The sequence below is a fragment of the Paenibacillus aceris genome, from assembly GCF_017874035.1.
Classification (GTDB): Bacteria; Bacillota; Bacilli; order Paenibacillales; family NBRC-103111; genus Paenibacillus_E; species Paenibacillus_E aceris.
Map to the genome: position 1 here is coordinate 174,433 of NZ_JAGGKV010000014.1, position 22,253 is coordinate 196,685.

Genomic DNA, 22,253 nt, shown 5'->3' on the forward strand with positions numbered 1-22,253 from the left:
AAATAATAGCGCTTTATGTTACAATACAAGCAAAAACAGGGGGCCTGTGTGGTCAATGAGGCTGCAAACGAAGCTTATCTTAATCATTTGTTCGCTTCTATTCTTGGTTATCATCAGTTTAGGCAGTATTTTCTATTATCTTATGACCGCGGCACTTGAGGATCAGATCGGAACCCGCGCGTTAAAAGTCGCTGAAACCTTTGCTGATATGCCAGACATTCGTCATGCCTTCCAAACGCCCGATCCTTCTGCGATCATCCAGCCTATCGCGGAAAGTGTTCGTGAAAAAATCGATGCAGAGTACATTGTTGTCGGGAACCGTGAAGGCATCCGCTACTCCCACCCGCTTCCTGAACGAATCGGCAAAGAGATGGTTGGAGGCGACAACGGACCTGTTCTGGAAGGCAAGTCAATTATTTCCAAAGCCATTGGCTCCCTTGGGCCTTCGCTTCGCGGTAAAGCACCTGTTTTCGATAATCGCGGCGATGTGATCGGCATTGTTTCCGTTGGCTTTCTTACTGAGGACATTGATACCCTAACAGATGCTTATAAATCGCGTATCGAGCAGATTTCCCTCATTGTGCTAGTCATTGGACTGATCGGCTCTGTCCTTATCGCGCGCAACGTCCGAAGCTCCATTCATGGGCTGGAGCCTAAGGAAATCGGTGAGCTTTATACCGAAAAACAGGCAATTCTGCAATCCATTCGCGAAGGCATTATCGCGGTAAACCGGGATGGCATCATTACGATGGCGAACCGCTATGCCTTGCAGCTTCTGCATCTGCCGGTAAGTGCCAAAATCACGGGCAGACACATAGAAGATGTTATCCCGAACACTCGCCTATACGAAGTCGTCCGCACGGGAGAAGCCGAGTTCGACCATGTAATGCTGATTGGCGATCATGAAGTCATTGTCAACCGGGTGCCGATTGTGAACCGAAAGCACGCTGTAACCGGCGCAGTTTCGAGCTTTCGCAGCAAATCCGAGTTATATCGCCTCGCCGAGGAACTGTCGCAAGTAAAGCAGTTTGCGGAAGCGCTGCGCGCTCAGACCCATGAGTTTTCGAATAAACTGTATGTCATATCCGGACTTATCCAGCTAGAGTCTTATCAGGAAGCTGTCGATCTCATCTCCAAGGAGTCGGATGTGCATCAGAATTGGGTGCAGTTCATCATGCACGAAATCCCTGATCCTATGATCGGAGGACTGCTGATCGGCAAATTCAATCATGCGCAGGAACTGAAAATAACGTTTGAAATTGACCGTGAAAGCTCGTTTGCGGATATCCCTGAAGAGATTGATCGCGATTTGTTGGTCACTATTATCGGAAACTTGATTGATAATGCCATGGAAGCCGTTTTGGCTGTTGAGGCGCAAGATGAGCCTTATGTCAAATTGTTTTTGACCGATCTCGGCGAAGATTTGATTATCGAATGCGAGGACTGCGGCATCGGAATTCCGGACGAAGTAAGCAGCGCGGTGTTTGAAAAAGGTTTCTCAACAAAAGAAGGCGAGCATCGTGGCATTGGTCTAGCCTTAGTCAAGCATGCCGTAAGCAAACTGAACGGGTATATAACGTTCCATCAAAATCCATCAGGCGGCACCATCTTCACCGTCGCCGTTCCTAAATCCCATTCCCGCACAAAGGAGTCCTTACCTTGAACCTGGAGCTCCAACAGCCGAAAATTGAAGTATTAATTATTGAAGACGACGTGAAAATCGCCGAAATTAACCGGAGATTTATTGAGAAAGTAGACGCCTTTCACGTCGTCGGAATCGCCACAGACGATGTTCAGGCGAAAGAACAGCTGGACATATTACGGCCAAATCTAGTACTGCTGGATGTGTATTTCCCTGGTGCAAACGGACTGGACATGCTTTCATTTATTCGCCAACATTACCGGGACACCGACGTCATTATGATTACCGCCGCCAAAGAGGTCGAGGCTATTCGGGAAGCCATCCGCAGCGGCGCGTTCGACTATATCATGAAACCACTCGTATTTGACCGGCTTAAGGAAACCCTTTTACGCTATCTGGACTTCCACCGCGAGTTGAATCGTTTGAATACAAGCGCCACCATCAATCAGAGCGATGTCGATCGCCTATTGTCCGGCTCGGGGAAAAAAGAATTCCGCTCCGAGATTTCCTTCCTTCCCAAAGGCATCGATAAGTTAACACTGGTAAAAATCGTTCAGGCGATTTCCACTGCGGCGGACGGGATGACCGCGGATCAAATCGCCAAGGAAATCGGCGTCAGCCGTTCGACGGGACGGCGTTATTTGGAGCATCTGGTCAGCTCAGGCGAAGTATTCGCCGATCTGTCCTATGGCGTCGTCGGACGACCTGAGAGGGTTTACCGTAAAAAGGAAAAGTGACGCACTAGAAAAGGGACCCCATATTTCCAATGGAGTCCCTTTCTTAACGTTCAAAACCAATCCGCATAGCCCAAATTTCTCAAATTGTTAGCAGAAGTTTGCAAGCAGTCGAATGGATCACGTCCGTACACATCATCCTGTTCGACCAAGAAATACTGCGAACCGCTTTCCAGTCCTGCATCGATAATAGCTTTCATATCGAGGGAGCCTTCACCCACCTCCGCAAACTCTATCACATTCGTGAAGGCCTGCATAAATTTACCCATGTCGCCGCTTGATAAAGCATTCATATCCAGCTGCCCGATCCGGTAATCCTTCAAATGCAGCAGTGCGATACGCCCCGCGTACTTCTTGATGACCGAAACGGGATTCTCTCCGCCTCTATGAATCCAGTGAACATCCAGTTCAAACCCGATTCGTTTGGTGTTGTTCTTTATCAGATCAAGTAAATATTCGCCATCATATTTTTGAAACTCGATGTGATGGTTATGATAGTAAAGCTCGATCCCATGTCCGGCAAGACGTTCGGCAACTTGATCAGCTTTTTGCGCAAACTCCATCACTTTATCCTTACTGCCGATCAAATGGAAGGGCAGCATGCCAATCCGCAAAAAGTTACAGTCCAACTGTTTGCAGTCTTGTAGAATTTTGTCGAAATCGTCAGATAGCGTCTCCCCCTTCATCCCGGGCATCATCGGTTCTAGAGCAGCCGATAAGGACGCGATTTTAATTTCGAAATCGATACTGGCTCTTTTTAACTCAGCTACATTCTCTGCTGTCATGGGAATTTGCGATACCTCAATGCAGCGATAACCCAGTTCATGAACTTTTCTCAGCGTTTCATAGACGCCGAGCTCCTCGACCTTCCCCTTGAGCATCATCATTTGAACGCCGATTTTCCCTTTATTCATCGTTTAACCCACCTTCACTTTTTCTTGTGTCATCTTCTTCGCAAGCTCAGCATAGAACAAATCCTCATCCAATGGCATGTCCACTTCCTGACCTAACCAGCTCGACAGATGAATCGCATTCGCTAGGGCGACGCCATGTATCCCATCGCTTCCTGGAGCAATTAACGGTGTTCCGTCTACGATATTTGCCGTGAAGTTTTCCAAAACAGCCACATGCTGACCCCCCCAAACACTGCCAAATTCAAGTACTTCTTCGGTGTAAATGTCAGCTTGGCCCTGTCCCATGAAAATTTTCATAACATCCTGCATCGTCATCGTAGCGCTCATCTCGGATTCCGGCTTGTGAAGCCGCTTAATCGTGACTTTCTTGCTGTCATCCACAACGATTTTGCCTTTATCGCCCAAAATTTCGAATCGATCCGTCCCCATCACATCATGGGTACATGTAACGAACACGCCTGTTGCACCGTTGCCATAGTCGAGGATTGCTGTTACATCGTCTTCCACAGCGATATTTCTCTGGTAGCCGTATTTCAGATTCGCGTATACCTTCTTCGGCATCCCGCATATCCATTGAAGCAAATCCAACTGATGCGGCGCTTGATTGACAAGAACGCCTCCGCCTTCTCCGCCCCAAGTTGCACGCCATGCTCCTTGATCATAGTAGCCCTGCGGTCTCCACCACGTCGTAATCATCCAATTCGTCCGGCGAATTTGACCAATCTCCCCGTTATCAATGATTTCTTTCACTTTTTGATAGAGTGGATTCGTGCGTTGATTAAAGAAAATACCGAACGTCAGCTCCGGCTTGGATGCCGCAAACTCATTGAGTTCTTTCACCTGTTTGGTGTATACGCCTGCCGGTTTCTCTACAAGGGCATGGATATTCCGCTTCAAAGCTTGAATACCGATTGCCGGGTGCAAGTAATGAGGTACACAGGTAACGACCGCATCGACGTCACCGCTCTCCAGCATCTCGATATAATCCGTATAGAAAGGGACATTTGGATACTTCTCTGCGCTTACCCTTTCCTTGGCCGGGTCTGTGTCGCAGATGGCTCCAATCACCATGTTCTTCACCTTGCCATCCGCAAGAAATCCGGCATATAACCCTCCTTGCGCTCCTAATCCAATAATGCCTAATCTCACTTGTTTCATATCTACTGCTCCTCCTCTGATACTACTTATTTTTTGAGTCTACGAGCTTCTGAATTTTATCTTGCGCTACTTTTAGCGTTGTATCGATATCCTGGTTTTTCAGCATCATATTATCGAATTCTTCTTGCATCACTTTATCTACCTCAGCTTGATAAGTTAGTGGTACAGCTGTTTTGGTTGCAGCACTATTTTTCAAAACGTATAGCAACGATTCCTTGTCTACCATCTCAGGCGTTTTTGTTTTGGAAACAATTTGATTCACAACTTGCTCCAAATTCGCCTTTTTCCAAGAAGGAATGAATCTGCCCTGAAGAACAAGCCCCTCTGTTGTAAACCAGCGGATAAAGGTATAGGCTTCCTGCTTATGTTTCGAATTGTTGTAGATGGCAAAATTGTCCCCTCCCACCGGTGTCAGGATCGGATCGCCTTTTTTCATCGTAGGCATGGGAGCAAACACCGTCTTAAAAGTCGCAGGCACAGCATCGGAACCGCCGGTTTCCGCAATAATAAAGGACCCCACCTGCATCATGCTTGTATTTTGATTGAAATATTGCGGTCGATAGTTTAGCTTCTGGCTGATCACTTCGGCATAAGGTGTCCCTGATTTATCCTTCTCCGCTTGTAGGCGCAGTTCTAACGACTTACGCATAAACGGCGTATTAATATTGGCGCTCTTCCCATCGTCGGTGACGAGACCTGCATTTTGCATTTGGGCGAATTGTGCCAGGTAGGTGAAGTTAATAAAGGTATGGAAGTACGTGCCGTAGCGTGTTTTTCCGCCTTCCGTCTTGGTCATTTTCTTCGAATAATCGAGATATTCATCCCATGTCCAGCTTTGCGGGACCGTGAGTCCCGCTTCTTTCATGTGCGCTTCATTGATTACGACAAACTGGCTGACAGATTTCCCCGGGATGCCGTACGTTTTTCCATTCAGCTGTGTAGCGCCAATGTATTCATCATCCAGCTTGATTCCTTCTTTACTCAGATACGAGTCTAGCGGCTCGAACATCCCTAGAGCAGCCCGCTGTGCGAGATAATTAGAGGCAGGGAGCATGATGACATCCATATCCTCTGCTGATGCAGCGGCCAGGTCAATTTTCTTCAGTGCTTCCAATGAGTTGTTATCTCCTGCAGAAACGAACTCCACTTTAATATTCGGATATTTTTTCTCGAATTCTTGCAGCACAACGTCGAAGCCGTCTGTTTTCAAATTGTTCCACGTATGCAGCTTAATGCTGACAGGTTTACCGCTGGATGTGGAAGCTGCGCCGCCATCTGCTTCCTTCGAAGAAGCGCATCCTGTCAAAAGCACAGCTGCAGCCGTCATCCCGATTGCTGTCTGTTTCCATTTCCATTTCAATTTCATCCCAATTCCCCCTAGTAAAATTATGCTAGCCTTTGACGCTTCCTGAAGCAACACCTTCAATGACATGCTTTTGACCAAAGATGAAAATAATCAACAAAGGCAGAATGGCGGAGACGGCGCCAGCCATGATCAGCGAATAGTACTCACCGTTCACGTCAGCGAATTTCCGCATCCCCAGTTGAATCGTAAACAAGTGATCGGACCGGAGGAAAATTAGCGGATTCTGATAATCGTTCCACGTCCAGATGAAGCGTAAAATCATATAAGTAGCAATCGCCGGTTTAACGAGCGGAAGCGTAATGCGAGAGAAAATGATCCAATGATTCGCCCCATCTATTCGTGCGGATTCAATAATATCAGTGTGAATGCCCATATAAAATTGCCGCAGCAAGAAAGTACCCAACACCCCGGAAGCTCCTATGAGAACTAAGCCGATATGGCTATTAAAGAGACCTAACCAGCGGAACATAATAAATTGCGGCACGAGAATCGCTTGATGCGGAATCATGAATGTTGCCAATACAAGAACGAAGATCAGATCGCGCCCCTTAAACGTCACCTTCGAGAACCCATAGGCAGCCATACAAGAAATGATCAAGGAAAACAACGTTGTCATGATCGTCACTTTCAAACTATTCCAATAATAGAGCGAAAAAGGCAATGCCCCAGCCCAAACTTCGCTATAGTTTTTAACGGCATTCCACCTTGTCGGAATCCATTGGATAGGGTAGGTCAGCACGTCCAGCTCCGGCTTGAACGAAGCCGAAAGCATCCATACAAAAGGCAGGATGAAGATAATCCCTCCGAGTGACATCCCTAGTGTGATGATTGAACGGTTCAGTTGAATTTTTTTCATAGGATCACCTCCCGATTAATAATTTACCCATCTTTTCTGCCCCACCCATTGAATGATCGTAATGATGAGAATAGAGAAGAGGAGCATCATACCAATGGCTGACGCATATCCGGACTTTAAATTAATAAAAGCGGTTTCATATAAATAAAAGACAATCACTGATGTAGAGCCTGCGGGTCCGCCGTTCGTAAGGATCATAATCAGGTCAAAGGCTTTAAAGGACGATACGATGCCTGTTATGAGCAAAAAGAACGTGGTTGGCGAGAGCAGCGGAAGGGTGATCGAGAAAAATTGTTTGATCACAGAGGCTCCGTCGATATCGGCAGCTTCATACAAATCTTTGGGGATATTTTGCAAACCGGCCAGAAAAATAATCATGTTGAAGCCCAAAGATGCCCAAACCATAATAATCATAACAGAAACTAAGGCATAGTTCGGATCAGCTAACCACAACGGCGGATGCTCGATGCCAATTGATTTGAGAAACCCGTTGATCGGCCCGCTGTTCGGATGAAACAATACTCGCCAAAGTACAGCCACAGCAACGAAACTAGAGATAAACGGCATGAAGTAGATGACTTTGAAAAAGGTTTTAAAATACGTCGCTTTATTAATAAGTACAGCCAGTACCAAAGAAAGGAACATCGCGACGGGTACAACGCCCATCAGTGCTATGTTATTTTTCATCGAACGAAGGAAATTTCCGTCACGCAGTAGTTCCAGGTAATTATTTATTCCTATGAACTTGATGTGTCCTAAGCCTGTAATGAAATTCCAATCTGTGAAACTGATGATAGCCGACAGCACAATTGGAATAATCGTGAGGACCGTTGTTGTGATCAGCATAGGAGAAATAAACAAGTAACCAGCCATCGTATCGTAAAATGACCGCTTTCTGGCAGTGGTACGAGCCGGTTGACTATTAGCCTTGGTTACGCCATTCGTTAACACTTGTTCCAAGAAAATCACCTCATTCATCGTTCTATACGCTCATTATAGGAGCAACGAATAAGAAAAACATGGAACGAATTTTTCTATTTACGAAAAAAAATGATCGAAATCTTTTGGCTTTTGCAAAAATCATCCCATGTATCGGAAACAAAAACCTTCTATGATAGAAAGTAATCACAAGCCAAAGGAGAAATTGCCAAATGCCCAAGCGACCAAATATTCTGTTTCTCATGAGTGACGAGCATCGCCCTGATGTTGCGGGGTGGGCCGGGAATCAGGTTATACGCACGCCTGTATTGGACATGCTAGCCAAAGATGGCGTTGTCTTTTCGAATGCCTATACCCCTTCTCCAATCTGCATTCCCGCCAGGCAATGTATCCTGTCCGGTCAACTTCCCCGAACAAACCATTGCGAGCAATTCGGGCAGGATTTGCCGCCAGGTTCACTGACTTTCGCGAGACAGCTTGCCTTGGAGGGATATGAAACCGTTGTCAGCGGCAAGCTGCACCACCTGGGGACAGATCAAATGCAGGGCTGGACATCACGGATTAGCGGAGATATTCAAATCAATCCCCAATACGTTGGCGGAAAAGCGATGTCTATGCGTAAGCCTTTCTTAGAAAGCAAATGGTCGGATGCCAAAGAAATTGCGCGAGCCGGTATCGGAAAAGGGCTGTGTATTACCCATGATGCCTATGCAGTTCAGGGCGCCAAGCAGTTTATTGAGGATTATTTCTGTAATCCCTATTATGATAGAGAACAAACTCACCCCCTGCTGCTGAAATTGAGCCTGCTGCAGCCTCACTATCCCTATTTAACAAGTGAAGAGAAATTCAACTATTACTTGAATCGCGTTACTCCCTATGTACATGATGAGGTATTCGATCATCCTTTCCTATCCCAGCATCAGGTTCGCACAGGTACCGATGCGACAGAGCGTGATTTGCGACGGGCGACGGCCGCTTATTATGGCATGGTTGAAACGATCGACGAGATGTATGGGGACGTACTGAATGCCCTTACACATGTCGGCCAAGATCTCGATGACTGGATTATCGTGTATACGAGCGATCACGGCGAGATGCTTGGTCAGCATGGGATTTGGGAGAAGCAGAAGTTTTTCGAAGCAAGCGTTAGAGTCCCTCTGATCATTCGGTATCCGCGCAAATTCGGCAAAGGCCGCGTTGTTGAGCAAAATGTAAACCTATGCGATCTCTTTGCAACGTTGTGTGACTTATCGGATACTCCGGTTCCGCAGGGGTTGGACAGTCGGAGCCTTGTCCCGCTCATGGCTGATTCCGCTGCCGAGTGGAATAATGAAACGATATCCCAATTTATGGGCACCAATCTTATGATTAAGCAAGATCATTTGAAGTATCAATATTATGGGGAAACGATGCCTGAAGTATTATTTGACCTAGCGCGTAATCCCGAGGAATCTTTCAATTTCATTCATGAACCTGACTATGCCCCGCTGCTGGCAAGATTTCGCAAGCGGCGGGCTGAGTTAGGCTTTGGTCCTGATGCCAGCCCGGATTATCAGAATGCAGGGTATGCATAAACCCACAGCGTATCAAGTTCTTAAGGAGGTAAGTCAAACATGCGCATCAAGCAGTATCTTCATAGATTGTCACTACGGCAGAAGCTCATTCTTACATCGATCGCATGTTTGGTGATCCCTACCCTTTTGATGCTGTACACGACTATCATTTATTCCGAACGTATCATTCGCGATCAAACGCAGGAAAAAGCTATCCAGTCGCTGAAAATCGTCCAGACGCAAATTTATACGATCGTTGACGAGATGGTTTCCATATCAAATTTCATCCAATTCGATACTGAGCTGCGCGCTTTAATGGAAAATGGCAAAACAGATCCTTTGGCCGCCAAGCAGATTACGACTCGACTCGAACAAATTGCCGGCGAAAAACCTGATTTACAACTGACCCTGCTCATGGCTGATGGCCGGGCATACTCGGATTACTCATTCTATGATTGGAATCCACTCTTATTTACGAAGCGTACGTGGTTTTCTCAACTGTCTCAATTGTCAGCCTATGACACGCTCTTTATTGGCGCAGAGCCAAATTACATATCCGGTAAGGAAAAGGATATGCCCTATGTCGTTCTTACTGCGCGCATGTTGTACAGCGACTCCCCTAAACCTCTGGCTTCGCTGATCGTCAGCCGCGCAGAGAATGCGGTTCGCGACCTCTTTGCAGATTTTACAGAGAATGTTTACTTGCTTGATGCCAATAATCGGATACTATCGAACCGTAACCCCGAACTTATAGGGAGTAACTTTCAACATGTACTGGATCTAAGTCATATGCCCCCTTCCGGCATGATCGAACTAAACGGTACGAACCAGCTGATTACGAGCATTCCACTGCGGTTTGCCGGTTGGAAGCTGGTGAGCGTGGCGCCCTATGAGCAGTTGACCAAAAAGTTGACAGCCATGTACCACTCCAATCTCATTCTTCAAATGCTCTTCGCCGCCGTCTTTCTCATTGCCCTTGTCTTCTTCCTGCGCAAGTTCACGAAGCCGATTCAGATACTGGGACATGTCGTGAAAAAAGTAGAAGAAGGCGATATAACAATACGTTCCAACATTCGGGGTGCCGATGAAGTTGGTCAATTTGGCCGCTCCTTCGACAATATGCTTGATCGTATTCTGGAAATGCTAGAGCATGTTAAGCTTGAGCAGGAGTTAAAACGCCATGCCGAACTTGCTCTGCTGCAAGCGCAGATTCATCCTCATTTTCTATTTAATGTGCTTAGCTCGATTCGATTGAAGCTGCTGATGAAGGATGACAAAGAAAACGCAGAGCTGGTTGAATCCCTGTCTTCTTTGCTGCGAGCCATGCTTTCATCCAGCCAACAGGAATTCATACCCCTTCATGCCGAGCTCGGAACCGTTAAACAATATATGGACTTAATGAATTTCGCCATTCGTCACCCGATTGAGGCAAATATTGATGTAGCTCCCGAGCTGCAGCTGGAGGAAGTTCCCCGGTTTATTCTGCAGCCGCTCATTGAAAATGCCTATAAACACGGCTTCATCCGCAGGAAAGGTCACGTTCTTATTCAAGCGCGGAAGACCGAAACCACCCTCTTGATTACGGTCAAGGATGACGGTAAGGGGTTGGACGAATTGCCATTAAAGCAATTGCAGGAACGTTTACAGTTGAATAAACAACAAATTGTTATTCAAAGTCGGAAGAGCGGCTATGTCCCCCCTTCTGGCATTGGGCTTTCCAATGTCTATGAACGGCTTAAGTTAATTTACGGAGACTTATTTGAAATGAAAATTTCCAGCGAACCGCGGCAAGGCTTAACGATTGAACTTCATATTCCTACCGATTTCAGAAAGGGTGAACCTCATGTATAAAGTCGTTCTCGCCGATGACAATGTGCCGCTGCTCGATTATTTATCAGCCAGTATTCCTTGGGGTGATCTTGGGCTCACACTCGCTGCCGCATGTGCAGACGGCGAAGAGGCGTTCGAAGCTTGCCAAATGCATCATCCCGACATTTTAATTACGGATATTGGGATGCCGATTATGAATGGACTGGAGCTTCTTGAAAAAGTCCGCATCAGCAATCCGCAGCTTAAAACGATTATCTTATCGTGCCATGAAGATTTTCAGTATGCGCAGAAGGCCGTTAAATTACATGTAAGCGAGTATGTGCTGAAGGAAAGCCTTCAGATTGATCATTTAATTGAGCTGCTTCGTACGCTTATTGCTCAGTTAAATGAAGAAAAAACAGCTAAGCAAGGTGTTCGCCAGCTGCAGGATGTCGTTAAGCAGAACCGCTCCGTGATCCGTACAACCTTCCTTCGTTCACTGCTCGAGCAACCGGTGATGAATGAAGCTGAATGGATAGAGAAAGCAGCTGCTTTCCATATTCATTTGGGGAATGGCAGCATGATCTTACCGGTATTGGTAATGCCCGAACGGGCTCTGGACTTGGAATCCCGTTTCGGGAGCACCCACCTCTTGCAGTTTGTTCTGGATAACACCTTAAGTGAGTCAATTCTTACGGAAGGTTGCAGTATTTTAACCCTGGACGAAAGGCATGCGATCCTGTTGTTCCCCTTTACCAAGACGCTGAAGCGGAATATGTACGAGGATATTCGCAGCGAACTGCATCGGGCTCAACAATCGTTCCGCCAGGTTATACGCATCGAATTATCCATGTATTTAGGAGACGTCTGTGATGATCTGCCATCTTTGAAAAAGCAGATTCAAGCATTGCTGAATGCCAAATTGTTCCGCTTCTACGCCGGAGAACAGCGGATTGTCACTGTCGAAGCGTTTGAACCAACGAATGACGATCTTTTTATTCATTATATCGAGGCGGTTCAGGATTTTAGAGCTTGTATCCAGAGCGGAGTCGAGGAGGACATAACGGCTGCGATTAACAAATGGTTCGGGCTGATTCAGGACAAACGCTATCCAGTTGATACTGTGCGCAGTTGGATGGTTAATCTGGTTATGGAGCTTGAGCTCAAGTACATTGTGATGCAGCATTTCGTCTCGAATTTCAAAGCCGAGCTGCTTCATCAGACCATTTATCAGATCGTTACACTGGATCATCTCCGGGAATGGACGCATCAATTTCTTTTAGAAAAAAGGGCCGCCTTACAGACGCTAAGCAATCAAAGCGTGCGGAAGGAGATTGCAGAAGCGAAGCGGCACATTTTGCTGCATCTGGGTGAGAAGATCAGTATGGAAGAAATGGCGGGAAGGCTGAATCTGAATCCGTCTCACTTTAGCCGTCTGTTTAAAAAGGAAACCGGCGAAACCTTCGTCGAATTCGTTAACCGCTCCAAAATGGAATGTGCGCGCGATCTGCTGGATAAATCCGATGCGAGCATTGAACAAATTGCGGAGAAGCTCGGCTTTGAACATACCAGCTACTTCATTAAATTGTTTCGGAGCTTTTCGTCCAAGTCACCGGCGGAGTTTCGGAGAAGAATGTAGGGACATCCCTATTGGTCCAATGCTTTCTAGTTGGTGATATGGTATGATATAAATATTAAATTTTTAATGATTTAGGGGAGAACGCAATGTTTCAAGAAATCCAGCATTTTAAAGCCGATTTTTTCAAGGCGTTAGCACACCCATTGCGAATAAGAATCCTTGAAGTTTTAGTTGAAGGCGATAAAAACGTGAATGAGATACAATCGATATTGGGTAGCGATGGTTCTGCCGTTTCACAACAACTAGCCGTATTAAGAAATAAAAACGTAGTCCGCGGGATTAAAGACGGAACCTCTGTGATTTACTCGCTAACTGACCCCTTAATTAAAGACCTGCTAATCGTGACGAAGCAGATTTTTGACAATCATCTTGTGAATGCTATTTCAATGTTAGAAAATATAAAAAATCAGTAACACTCTCCAACAAAAGGAGTGAATCGGGCAGTTCATCTCGATTTACATCCTTTTTTTATTTCATTTGTAATCAAAGAAAAATGAAATTGACACCATTTCGATTTGGATATATGATTTTATATATATTCAAATAATCAGATATTTAAAGATGGTGGGATTGGATATGAAACTTTCTTTTGGCGGCAGATTCCAGGGCTATACAGCTAAAAAATTTCAAAAAGACTTGATTTCAGGTCTCATAGTAGGAATTGTCGCCATTCCATTAGGAATGGCGTTTGCAATTGCTTCAGGCGTAAAGCCTGAATACGGGTTATATACGACCATTGTAGCAGGAATACTAATCTCTTTATTCGGTGGTTCAAAGTTTCAAATTGGCGGTCCTACCGGAGCATTTATCCCCATTTTATTTGTGATTGTGATGCAGTACGGATACGAAAACTTGCTTATCGCAGGTTGTATGGCAGGAGTCATTTTGCTTTTCATGGGGATTTTTAAATTAGGCGGTGTTATTAAATTTATTCCACGTCCTGTAACAATAGGTTTTACTGCAGGTATCGCCGTAACAATATTCACGGGACAAATTGCCAATTTCCTAGGATTAAGGGATCTTCAAAAGCATCAAGATTTTCTTTCAAATATGAAGGAAATAGGCGTTCACATTTCAACAATCAATGTTCACAGTATGTTAACTGCTGTAATTTGCCTGGTGCTTCTCATTCTGACACCAAAGCTTTTTCCAAAAATACCTGGCTCATTAGTAGCAATATTAATTTCAACGGTTGCAGCATCTCTCTTCTATCCTGACAAAATTGCAACCATCGGTTCCACTTACGGCGCAATCCCAAAAAGCTTGCCCAGTCTACACTTTCCTGCACTTTCAATTGAACACATTCAATCTCTAATAAGACCAGCTTTTGTAATTGCAATGTTGGGAGGCATTGAATCCTTGCTTTCAGCTGTAGTTGCTGACGGAATGTCAGGAACCAGACATAACAGCAACCGCGAGTTAATTGGTCAAGGGATTGCCAATATAATAACTCCGTTGTTCGGGGGGATTCCTGCAACAGGGGCAATTGCCCGAACCGCAACAAATATTAAAAACGGTGCCGAGTCTCCCTTCTCTGGGATCATTCACGGAGTAGTCGTCCTGTTGGTTTTGATCTTATTTGCTCCATATGCATCAAGCATCCCACTTGCGAGCATGGCGCCAATTTTAATGGTTGTGGCTTGGAATATGAGCGAACGCAAAGAGTTCATTCGCGTACTAAAAACTAAAACGGCGGAGTCATTTGTTTTGCTTATTACCTTTCTTCTAACTGTTTTTACAGATTTGACAACGGCTGTTGAGATTGGAATCGTCTTGTCAGGCATCATTTTTGTGAAACATATGAGCAATCATCTTATTACGTCAAAGGTCATGCCCGCCCCTGCCGATACGAACGAAAAAGTAGACGCGCAGATCGCAAATGAGCAACCTAACTGCCCGCAGATTAGTATCTATAAGGTGGATGGAGCTTTGTTTTTCGGGGCTGCTGATATGTTTGAGAAGACCATTATGGCTGAAATCAATGACAAACCCAACGTCATCATCATATTGAAAATGCGCAATGTTCCCTATATGGATACAACAGGGGAATCCAATTTATTAAGCATCGTTAAGCATTTTAACAAACACGGCGGCACCCTGATCATTTCCGAAATACAAAGCCAACCTCGCCAGATGCTTCAAAAAACAAGATTAGACGAATTCATTGGGCAGGAACACATTATTGAAAAAACAGGAGAAGCGATTTCCTTGGCATTAACCAAACTAAACCGTTCACAGTGTCTTGGCTGTAAGCATTTTGCGTTTCATGAGTGCCATCATCTATCGAATCCGAGCAGTTAAACTTAAAAGCCCTTGATCCCTCCAGATGGAGAGATCAAGGGCTTCTTGGTTCAAACAAAAGAAAAGAGTTTTACGCACCAGTACCGCCGTTATTTGATCTGGCGAGCAATCCCGATCGTCACGATTTCACAAGCACCTACTTGTAGAGACAATTGGCCTGAAGCGTCCGTATCCATGCGCTCGCCGTGTTCTTCCAAGATCGTACTCTTGTAGAAATAGTAATACGGAATGTTGGAGTTGAGCTTCAGCTCGGCCGCCCGAGATCTCATGTTGTACCAACGCAGCAGCAGATCGCCTGTTCCTTCATTCATCTTCAGCGAGGAGAAAGCCAAGTCGCCGCCTTCCCACTGGAATGGCGCATACGTTGGTGCAATGCTACCAGGGTGAACACCCGTTTGACATAACGTCCACGGGATTTGGAACTGGTAAGCTTCCTTATAAGCGCCGGACTGCATGTCGGAGTCACTGTACGGAATGATCGCCATGCGAACCGTGTGCGCTCCTAGACACTGTGCTTCCGGCGTAGGAAACAAGCCCCAATCGCCCAGCTCGCCAACCGCACGAAGCAAGGTCACCGCAATCGTATTGCGTCCGTCCTGCAGTACTTCGTATTCATTCAAACCGAGGTTGGCCACAACAAGACCCGTCCCCGCTTCATTGACATCTACAAATGCTTGTTGATGCTGCGTATTGCTTGGATTCTCCCATTCCGCTGCCGGCGTATTATCCCGCTGCGGAATTTCAAACATGGAATCCACGTGGTGAACACTCGTGTTCAAATCCGTAGGGAATAACATCCGCAGTCGATGGTCTTTTGCCTGATTATTGAAGGTCGATTCGATCTCAACCCCTTTACCGCTGCGGCTCAGAGAGACAACCGTACGGATTGTCATAGGCACCATACGAGTGGAACGCTGCGCTTTACGATGCGGGAAGTAGATCAGATCGCGCTGCTCTTCCTCAAGTTTCTCATCTGCCGACGCAGGAATTTCCCATTCATGAACGATTTCAATGGCAGCCTGATATGGCGTATCTTGCAACACACGAATTTGTGCGTCTGTACCGCGGGTCGTTAACGCCGCTTCGCCATCCGGCTGTTTGTACATATACTCGTTACCGATATCCCCGGTATTCTCATATATGCCCAAATCGTGGTACGTACGGCCGCTCTTCTTATCCGTCAGCGTGAAAGAGCCATCATCCGAAATGGTGAGTTTCAGCACGGCATTTTCCAATACTCGGTCTCCGGTGAGGAGTGAAGACTGAGCAACCGCCGACTCCTTTTTCACCCAAGCGAAAGTCTTCAGCCCCAAGGCAGGAACCTTCTCCGCCTCGAATGTCAGCTTCACTTTGCGGCACATGTACGGCTGACGGAATTTATCATCCGGCAAATCGTAGCCGAACTGCAATCCGAGATCTTCTACCGTGCACGGAATCACATTTCCCTGCTCATCCACCAGCACACGCCCCGAAACATCCGCTTCTTTCGCAAGGCGGCTAGCATCTTCCAATGTATACCCGTCACGGAAGTATAGACGTAGCGCATCCATTTCAATATGAACAATGCCCGTGCGCTTCCAGCCAGATGTATTAAAGACTACGACAGGTAACGCGTCCTTGCCCGTTTCCGCGAAACTTGATGTATCGATCGCTTCAGCAATCGCTCGTGAACTGTCCTCTGTAATGGCTTCCGCCACATGCCGGCTTTTCTCGAAACGAGTCACCATTTCCCGGTGTACCTCATCCACGCTGCAGCCGCAAATGCTGTCATGCGGATGGTTTTGCATCAGTGTTTTCCACGCATACGTGAACAGATGATGCGGATACTTCTCCCCGACTTTGAGAGCGTGCGCGATCGAGGCCAGAGGTTCGGCTACTTTTTCCAACATCGCTTGCCCCAGTTGATTCATCTGTTTCAAATAAACACGTGCAGACGCGGTGTTCACCAGTGTCGACCATCCGTCCGTGCGTTGGCTGCGAAGCTCGCCTTTTACCGTCGAAAGCTCATGCTCCATGGAACGCTGCACGGATTGCAAATAATCGTTGAAATTTGAATGAATAAAGACCGTATCCGGGTACAATTCCCGCGCCGTTTGAATCGCTTCAGGCAAATCCAACTGAACCGGTTGATGGTCGCAGCCATTCATGAAGAGCAGTTCGCTGGTTGATGCGTATTTTTCCGAGTCCGCCAGCTTCCGCTCCCAGTATGCTTTCGCTTCATCCTGATCCACAGGAATTTCATTGCCGTTCGAGTACCAATTGGCAAAAAGAATACCGAGCACTTTGGAACCATCCGGCCCTTCCCACATCAGCTCGGAGAAGGAGGATTCATAATCACCGTCAGAAACGGTATTGTTAAAGCCTGTCGGCTTTACGCCACGGCCGAATACCGCGTTCGTAATGCCGGATTGCTGCATCAGCTGTGGCGTCTGGCCTACGAGACCAAATGTATCGGGAAAATAGCCGACTTTCGCGACCGCGCCATATTTTCTTGCATCTTGATGCCCGATTTGCATATTCCGTACATTCGCTTCACCGCTAGTGAGGAACGCATCCTGCAAAATATACCACGGACCGATAATGATGCGGCCATCCTGGATATATTTTTCCAACTTCCCTTTCTGATCGGGTCTGACCTGTAGGTAGTCTTCTAAGATGATGGTTTGACCGTCCAGATAAAAGCTGCGGTAATTCGGATCGTTATCCAGCTTATCCAGCAAAGTGTCCACTAGCTTGACTAGACGTACGTGATGCTTTTCATAAGGCAAATACCACTCCCGATCCCAGTGCGTATGGGAAATGATATGGGCTGTTCTTTTGGTACTCATGGCTTATCTCCTTTCAATATGGACTTCATCCGGTCGGTACACAGCGATGATATTACCTTCAGAATCCGCTGCAAAGAGCACCGAACGCTCTTTCTCCAATGTAAATGCATAGGCTGCTCCGCTATCCGCATCTACCACTTCGATCTTCGTGTCCCATGCAAATTCGGAGACGAATACGTACAAGAAGCCGTGTTTATAACGCAGCTTTCTTCCGTAAATACCAGCGATATCGCCGCCTTGCTTCCATTGCAGGCCGCTTTCGCAGCCTGCTGCCTGAACCGCGTAACGATACAAGGCAGCTAGCGCTTCTGTCCGTTCGTTCAGTTCAACCGGCAGCGGACTCCAAATGAGTCGGCCTTTCCCCAGCGGGATATCAACAACCTCATCCCCCATACGGCCGGAACCGGCATGAGCGCCCGGATTCACGGTTCGCACTTCTTTAACAGCTTCGGCGATGCGTCGCTTGCCAAAGGATACCGGCAGCTGTTCGCCTTGCAGCAGGAGCATTTCTTCCCTGCGCACATTGTGAAGCTGCCCTTCTCCCAGCACATCGATGAGACGAGACGCTGGCTTCCAATAGGCATCAAGGCTGATAGGGCCTGTTGCAAGCAGCGTCGCACCCGTACTTTTGACGATCTCAATCAGCTTGTTCCAAGCCTGTTCCTCGATATTATGCGCGCTTGGAAGTACGATCAGCTTCGCAGGCTGCTCCTCCAACACGTCCAAATGATATTCCGAAGCCGCACGCAGCGGCATGTTCAGCTGGTAAGAGAGTACGCGGGTCATTTGCGTTGTGGCATCGAAAGCCATTTTCCGGTTCGAAAAATCATTCGAATAAGGGAAGATCGCCACGATGTCCTCCAGCGTCCTATCTTCAAATAAATCCCGGATCTCCGCCATAAACCGTCCGAAATCGTAGGAAACATCAGCCTCCGGCTTCTCTGTGCCGTCTGCGCGCAGTGCGCCGATATGCGACTCGTTGGCATTATCCATATAGAAATTGGTATTCCAAATCCAATGAATGGCACCGGCGCCTCCCGTAGCAAAGGCATACGCATATTTGCGCTCCAATAGACTTCGCAGCTCGTTCTCCGAACGTTTGGCGCGGCCATCCGGTGTCTCCACATACATGATGCCTGTTTCCTGAATGACATTAGGCTTGTTGTGCGTTTTTGCAAAAATACCATCCCAAACGAGATGATCGTTCAGCCACCACGAATGAACGGTTGTATAGTCCACAGCTTCCTCATAAAACAGCGGAGAAGGCCGTTGCGCGCCCAGTGCTTCGTCCTGACCGACCACAACTAGATGGTTCGGACAGATTTCTTTGATCGTATCGTAAAGCTCCTTCGCCCAGCGATTATGCATATCCATCGAGAACAGGCAGTAGTCCAGCCAGCGCGTTCCTTTTTTCGCTCGGTGCATATCCTGTACGTCAAAATTAATGCTATCCGCTTCTGGAATGGCTGCCGCTTCGAATGTCGGGAGCTGTTCCGGCGACATATTCCATCTCTCTTGAAGGAGCTCAATGCTGTTATGCCTAGTTTTAAGCCAATTTACGAATGCTGCCTGCTCGAATACGTCGCGACTCGAACGGGGGCCGTCCGAGAAAATCTGCGCCGGATCAAACATTGAAGGCTCATTGATCAGATCCCAATCCACATGTGTCGAAGCCGTGTGACGAGATACGATAGAGCGGATAAACCGCTTCTGCGCTTCCACGCTTTGCGGATCCAAGTAAGGGTTGACGCCTTCCCAAGTCTCGGGCGTAAACGAGAAGAAAGTGAACGTCACTTGCAGGTTGTGCCTCTTCGCCGTTAAGAAGAAAGCGTCGATAGCTCGCAACACTTCTTCGGAAGCATGGCCGTCCACCTGCATAATGTTGCGATAGGCTGTCCAGATGCCTGTGCGGATCCAATTAATGCCCGCTTTGGCCATTTGGGCCATATCTCGGTCCCAAACATCGGCATTCGGCAGAAATAGAAATTTGCGTGCGACATCGCTGGTCATGTACGTCATTCCGACAATTGGCAGCGGACGTCCGTCCTTGATGAAATAATCTCTGTTGCAAACGATAGGCGTTCCCTCACTCAGAAGAACGGGATCATAGCCCCAGAACCCTTGGCGCAGCACTCGAATCTCGCCGTCCTCTGCCTCCGCTTTGCATGTCACCCGGTACAGGCCGCGTTCAATCGCTAAAGGCACAGGAATGCGCACAAGGTTGAATTCCTTGTTCACTTCAGCCGTCACTTGATAGGTCCAACCGGCTTGTGCTCCATCTTCACGTTCTACCTTAAGGTCGAATGTCCATGCGGCTATGGTCGAAGCTCCGTTCCCAACCCCATGCCTTCCCAAGAGTTGAGTTTGAAGCGTCAGCACCGCATGCTCCCCTGGCTCATAGCTCGCATAATTCGGCTTGATCCAGAGCTCAGTCACTCCTTTGGCGCTATATGCCGCCCAGGCCAGCAGAGCCTTAACTCCGCCGCCCTTCCAGAAAGAAGCGCTGAGCGGAACATTGACGAATATCCAGCGCGAGCCGATAAACTCGCCGCGGGTGTTCTCCCATAGCACAACAGGTGCAGCGACCTCGCGGCCATCCTTGCTGATGCCTTTCAAAAGGGGATAGATTTGCGTGCTCATCGTACCCGCAGCCCCCATTTGATGAGGCAAATCGCTGTTTCGCGTCGTATGCGGCACCATGTTCCACGTACCCGCAACCGTGAACAGCGATTCCTGCCCTTTAAGCAGCGGCACGCCTTCTAGAGCCGCATAGCTGCTAATCGGAGCCGCATCGACAGGTAGCATTTCGTGGATGAATAACTGCTGATGATAGGCCGTTTGCTCCGCTTCCACATGCCAACCTTCTGCCTGCCGGCGAACCGGTCGTTTGAAGGCTGCGCCGCCTGCACTCAGAAGCCCGCCGCCGCGTTTTAAGAACGCGAGAATGTCCGGCCAGGCGGACTTCGGAAAATAAGGTGCATGCAGATTGACGAAGCATCCTCCCTCCGCTTGCCGGAGCGCTTCAGCCAGCGAATCAGCCCCTACAACTTGCCCACCTTGCGCCGCAAGTTCTTCGGTCGGAACTTCCAACGGTGAAAGAATCGGGAATTCAGCATCATAGAAAATGATAACTGGACGACTCATAGCAACCCTTCCTTCATTGCTTTATACACAAGCTGAGAGAACAGACTGTTCGACCAAGCGAACCATTTTCGCGTAAAAATGGTTGGGTCATCAACATGGAAGCCTTCATGCATAAATCCAGTGTTTGCGTCTGTTGCCTCGAGCATGTCGATCATCGCCAGCTTCTCTTCCGCAGTGGAAGCCGTTATTCCCTGCATGGATAAAGCCATATGCCAAATGTAATTGTCCGGCGTGTGAGGGCTGCCGATCCCTTTCGCTACTTTGCCTTCGAAATAGAAAGGATTTTCCTTGCTTAGCGCGAATCGTCTTGTGTTCTGATAGATCGGATCGTCAGCGGAGACATAACCCAGATACGGAATCGACATGAGTCCAGGCGTTCCCGCGTCATCCATCAGGCAGTAGTTGCCGAAGCCGTCTGTCTCGTAAGCGTAGATCGGTCCAAACTTCGGATGGCGATAAATGCCATACAATTGGATACCGTGATCAATATCCGCTTCCAATGCACTCAGATCATTTAAGAAGTCAATATCCCGGAACACCCACTCTGCGAATTCTTGCATATGACGAAGGGCCACGACCGCAAACATATTCGCAGGTATGTTGTAATGAAAATCGCAAGCATCGTCGCTTGAGCGGAAACCCGACCAAACCATGCCTGTATAATTCACCGGCATCCCGAGCCCGTTATTGCGCAGCGAATCGGTAGGAATTCCGTTATTGCGTGTAAAACGATAAGGAGACTGCTCAAAGTGATGCTGTTCCGTCTTGAAGAGCTCGTAAATTTTGAACATCGCCGCTTTGAATCCGGCATCGAAAATATCCGTTAGCTCCGTTTCCTTCCAATAAGCGTAAGCCAGTCGCATCGAGAAGCACAAAGAATCGAGCTCGAATTTCCGCTCCCATACCCATGGCGACATGTCAGTTTGGTCTGCTTTGTTCCAATGCCAGTCGTTCGCCGATTCGTTAAAAGCATTAGCGTAAGGATCAATGTGAATATATTGAATATGCCGTTTAATCAATCCGCTAAGGATGCGAGCCAGATCCGGATCGTTCTTCGCGAATGGCACATAGTGCATCACCTGTTCGACCGAATCGCGCAGCCATGATGCCGGGATATCCCCCGTAATAACGAATGTCGTTCCGTCGTCCATCAGCTTCGTCGTTGTCTCCAGCGTGTTTGGGAAGCAGTTTTTAAATAATTGCAAAAGTTTCGGACGATGCGCCAACTTCTCTTCGGCTTCCGCTAATACGTCTTGAATTGCCTTTGGCAGTTCCAGCTTCGGCATTGGAATTTTCGGCAGTCTGAATTGTTCCATGGTAAGTCCTCCAAAAATAATTTGATTAACAAAAGTCGTATGAAATTCGTATGA

The 22,253-nt window shown here is 47.4% G+C and carries 15 protein-coding genes; 7 read left to right on the forward strand and 8 right to left on the reverse strand.

Annotated elements, in window-relative coordinates; genetic code table 11:
• Nucleotides 1-55: 55 nt before the first annotated feature.
• Nucleotides 56-1,663 (forward strand): ATP-binding protein, encoded by a 1,608-nt coding sequence (locus J2Z65_RS23220; protein WP_167052400.1) that lies wholly within the window; start codon nucleotides 56-58, stop codon nucleotides 1,661-1,663.
• A complete protein-coding gene (locus J2Z65_RS23225; protein ID WP_240159466.1) occupies nucleotides 1,660-2,379 on the forward strand; it encodes a response regulator in 720 nt (239 codons plus the stop codon). The genes J2Z65_RS23220 and J2Z65_RS23225 overlap by 4 nt, the downstream gene beginning before the upstream one ends.
• 50 nt (nucleotides 2,380-2,429) lie before the next feature.
• Here J2Z65_RS23225 and J2Z65_RS23230 read toward each other — a convergent pair whose 3' ends face one another.
• Genes J2Z65_RS23230 through J2Z65_RS23250 form a run of 5 tightly spaced genes read right to left on the reverse strand, consistent with a single transcriptional unit; the run spans nucleotide 2,430 to nucleotide 7,648 of the window.
• Nucleotides 2,430-3,290 (reverse strand): sugar phosphate isomerase/epimerase family protein, encoded by an 861-nt coding sequence (locus tag J2Z65_RS23230; RefSeq protein ID WP_167052398.1) that lies wholly within the window; start codon nucleotides 3,288-3,290, stop codon nucleotides 2,430-2,432.
• Between the two features lie 3 nt (nucleotides 3,291-3,293).
• Complete coding sequence (locus J2Z65_RS23235) at nucleotides 3,294-4,448, reverse strand: Gfo/Idh/MocA family protein (RefSeq protein WP_167052396.1); 1,155 nt, start codon at nucleotides 4,446-4,448, stop codon at nucleotides 3,294-3,296.
• Nucleotides 4,449-4,470: 22 nt separating this feature from the next.
• On the reverse strand, nucleotides 4,471-5,814 hold the full coding sequence (locus J2Z65_RS23240) for an ABC transporter substrate-binding protein (RefSeq protein ID WP_240159465.1): 1,344 nt from the start codon (nucleotides 5,812-5,814) through the stop codon (nucleotides 4,471-4,473).
• A 25-nt stretch (nucleotides 5,815-5,839) separates the two neighbouring features.
• Nucleotides 5,840-6,670 carry a carbohydrate ABC transporter permease gene (locus J2Z65_RS23245; RefSeq protein ID WP_167052394.1) on the reverse strand — a complete coding sequence of 277 codons (831 nt, stop codon included), beginning with the start codon at nucleotides 6,668-6,670 and terminating at the stop codon, nucleotides 5,840-5,842.
• A 15-nt stretch (nucleotides 6,671-6,685) separates the two neighbouring features.
• Complete coding sequence (locus tag J2Z65_RS23250) at nucleotides 6,686-7,648, reverse strand: carbohydrate ABC transporter permease (RefSeq protein WP_167052392.1); 963 nt, start codon at nucleotides 7,646-7,648, stop codon at nucleotides 6,686-6,688.
• A 173-nt stretch (nucleotides 7,649-7,821) separates the two neighbouring features.
• Here J2Z65_RS23250 and J2Z65_RS23255 point away from each other — a divergent pair, with 173 nt between their 5' ends.
• From J2Z65_RS23255 to J2Z65_RS23275, 5 genes are all read left to right on the forward strand, one after another.
• On the forward strand, nucleotides 7,822-9,183 hold the full coding sequence (locus tag J2Z65_RS23255) for a sulfatase-like hydrolase/transferase (RefSeq protein ID WP_167052390.1): 1,362 nt from the start codon (nucleotides 7,822-7,824) through the stop codon (nucleotides 9,181-9,183).
• Between the two features lie 39 nt (nucleotides 9,184-9,222).
• Nucleotides 9,223-11,013: a sensor histidine kinase gene (locus tag J2Z65_RS23260; RefSeq protein ID WP_167052388.1), complete on the forward strand. Its 1,791-nt coding sequence runs from the start codon at nucleotides 9,223-9,225 to the stop codon at nucleotides 11,011-11,013.
• A complete protein-coding gene (locus J2Z65_RS23265) occupies nucleotides 11,006-12,610 on the forward strand; it encodes a helix-turn-helix domain-containing protein (RefSeq protein WP_167052386.1) in 1,605 nt (534 codons plus the stop codon). The genes J2Z65_RS23260 and J2Z65_RS23265 overlap by 8 nt, the downstream gene beginning before the upstream one ends.
• Before the next feature lie 86 nt (nucleotides 12,611-12,696).
• A complete protein-coding gene (locus J2Z65_RS23270) occupies nucleotides 12,697-13,023 on the forward strand; it encodes an ArsR/SmtB family transcription factor (protein WP_167052384.1) in 327 nt (108 codons plus the stop codon).
• 163 nt (nucleotides 13,024-13,186) lie between these two features.
• Nucleotides 13,187-14,911 (forward strand): SulP family inorganic anion transporter, encoded by a 1,725-nt coding sequence (locus J2Z65_RS23275; protein ID WP_167052382.1) that lies wholly within the window; start codon nucleotides 13,187-13,189, stop codon nucleotides 14,909-14,911.
• A gap of 89 nt (nucleotides 14,912-15,000) precedes the next feature.
• On the opposite strand, the gene J2Z65_RS23280 is transcribed toward J2Z65_RS23275, so the two are convergent.
• The 3 genes from J2Z65_RS23280 to J2Z65_RS23290 are packed head-to-tail and all read right to left on the reverse strand — an operon-like array spanning nucleotide 15,001 to nucleotide 22,199.
• Entirely contained in the window at nucleotides 15,001-17,739 is a 2,739-nt protein-coding gene (locus J2Z65_RS23280; protein ID WP_167052380.1) for an alpha-mannosidase, read from the reverse strand.
• Between the two features lie 3 nt (nucleotides 17,740-17,742).
• Nucleotides 17,743-20,883, reverse strand: coding sequence for a beta-galactosidase (locus J2Z65_RS23285; RefSeq protein WP_167052378.1), 3,141 nt, complete (start codon nucleotides 20,881-20,883; stop codon nucleotides 17,743-17,745).
• Nucleotides 20,880-22,199, reverse strand: coding sequence for a glycoside hydrolase family 125 protein (locus J2Z65_RS23290; RefSeq protein ID WP_167052376.1), 1,320 nt, complete (start codon nucleotides 22,197-22,199; stop codon nucleotides 20,880-20,882). The genes J2Z65_RS23285 and J2Z65_RS23290 overlap by 4 nt, the downstream gene beginning before the upstream one ends.
• Nucleotides 22,200-22,253: the final 54 nt, after the last annotated feature.

Bases quoted from the DNA above. Each gene is read 5' to 3' on its own strand.
- J2Z65_RS23220 (WP_167052400.1), top strand. From the start codon at position 56: ATGAGGCTGCAAACGAAGCTTATCTTAATCATTTGTTCGCTTCTATTC.
- J2Z65_RS23230 (WP_167052398.1), bottom strand. From the start codon at position 3,290: ATGAATAAAGGGAAAATCGGCGTTCAAATGATGATGCTCAAGGGGAAG.
- J2Z65_RS23235 (WP_167052396.1), bottom strand. From the start codon at position 4,448: ATGAAACAAGTGAGATTAGGCATTATTGGATTAGGAGCGCAAGGAGGG.
- J2Z65_RS23240 (WP_240159465.1), bottom strand. From the start codon at position 5,814: ATGAAATTGAAATGGAAATGGAAACAGACAGCAATCGGGATGACGGCT.
- J2Z65_RS23245 (WP_167052394.1), bottom strand. From the start codon at position 6,670: ATGAAAAAAATTCAACTGAACCGTTCAATCATCACACTAGGGATGTCA.
- J2Z65_RS23250 (WP_167052392.1), bottom strand. From the start codon at position 7,648: ATGAATGAGGTGATTTTCTTGGAACAAGTGTTAACGAATGGCGTAACC.
- J2Z65_RS23255 (WP_167052390.1), top strand. From the start codon at position 7,822: ATGCCCAAGCGACCAAATATTCTGTTTCTCATGAGTGACGAGCATCGC.
- J2Z65_RS23260 (WP_167052388.1), top strand. From the start codon at position 9,223: ATGCGCATCAAGCAGTATCTTCATAGATTGTCACTACGGCAGAAGCTC.
- J2Z65_RS23265 (WP_167052386.1), top strand. From the start codon at position 11,006: ATGTATAAAGTCGTTCTCGCCGATGACAATGTGCCGCTGCTCGATTAT.
- J2Z65_RS23270 (WP_167052384.1), top strand. From the start codon at position 12,697: ATGTTTCAAGAAATCCAGCATTTTAAAGCCGATTTTTTCAAGGCGTTA.
- J2Z65_RS23275 (WP_167052382.1), top strand. From the start codon at position 13,187: ATGAAACTTTCTTTTGGCGGCAGATTCCAGGGCTATACAGCTAAAAAA.
- J2Z65_RS23280 (WP_167052380.1), bottom strand. From the start codon at position 17,739: ATGAGTACCAAAAGAACAGCCCATATCATTTCCCATACGCACTGGGAT.
- J2Z65_RS23285 (WP_167052378.1), bottom strand. From the start codon at position 20,883: ATGAGTCGTCCAGTTATCATTTTCTATGATGCTGAATTCCCGATTCTT.
- J2Z65_RS23290 (WP_167052376.1), bottom strand. From the start codon at position 22,199: ATGGAACAATTCAGACTGCCGAAAATTCCAATGCCGAAGCTGGAACTG.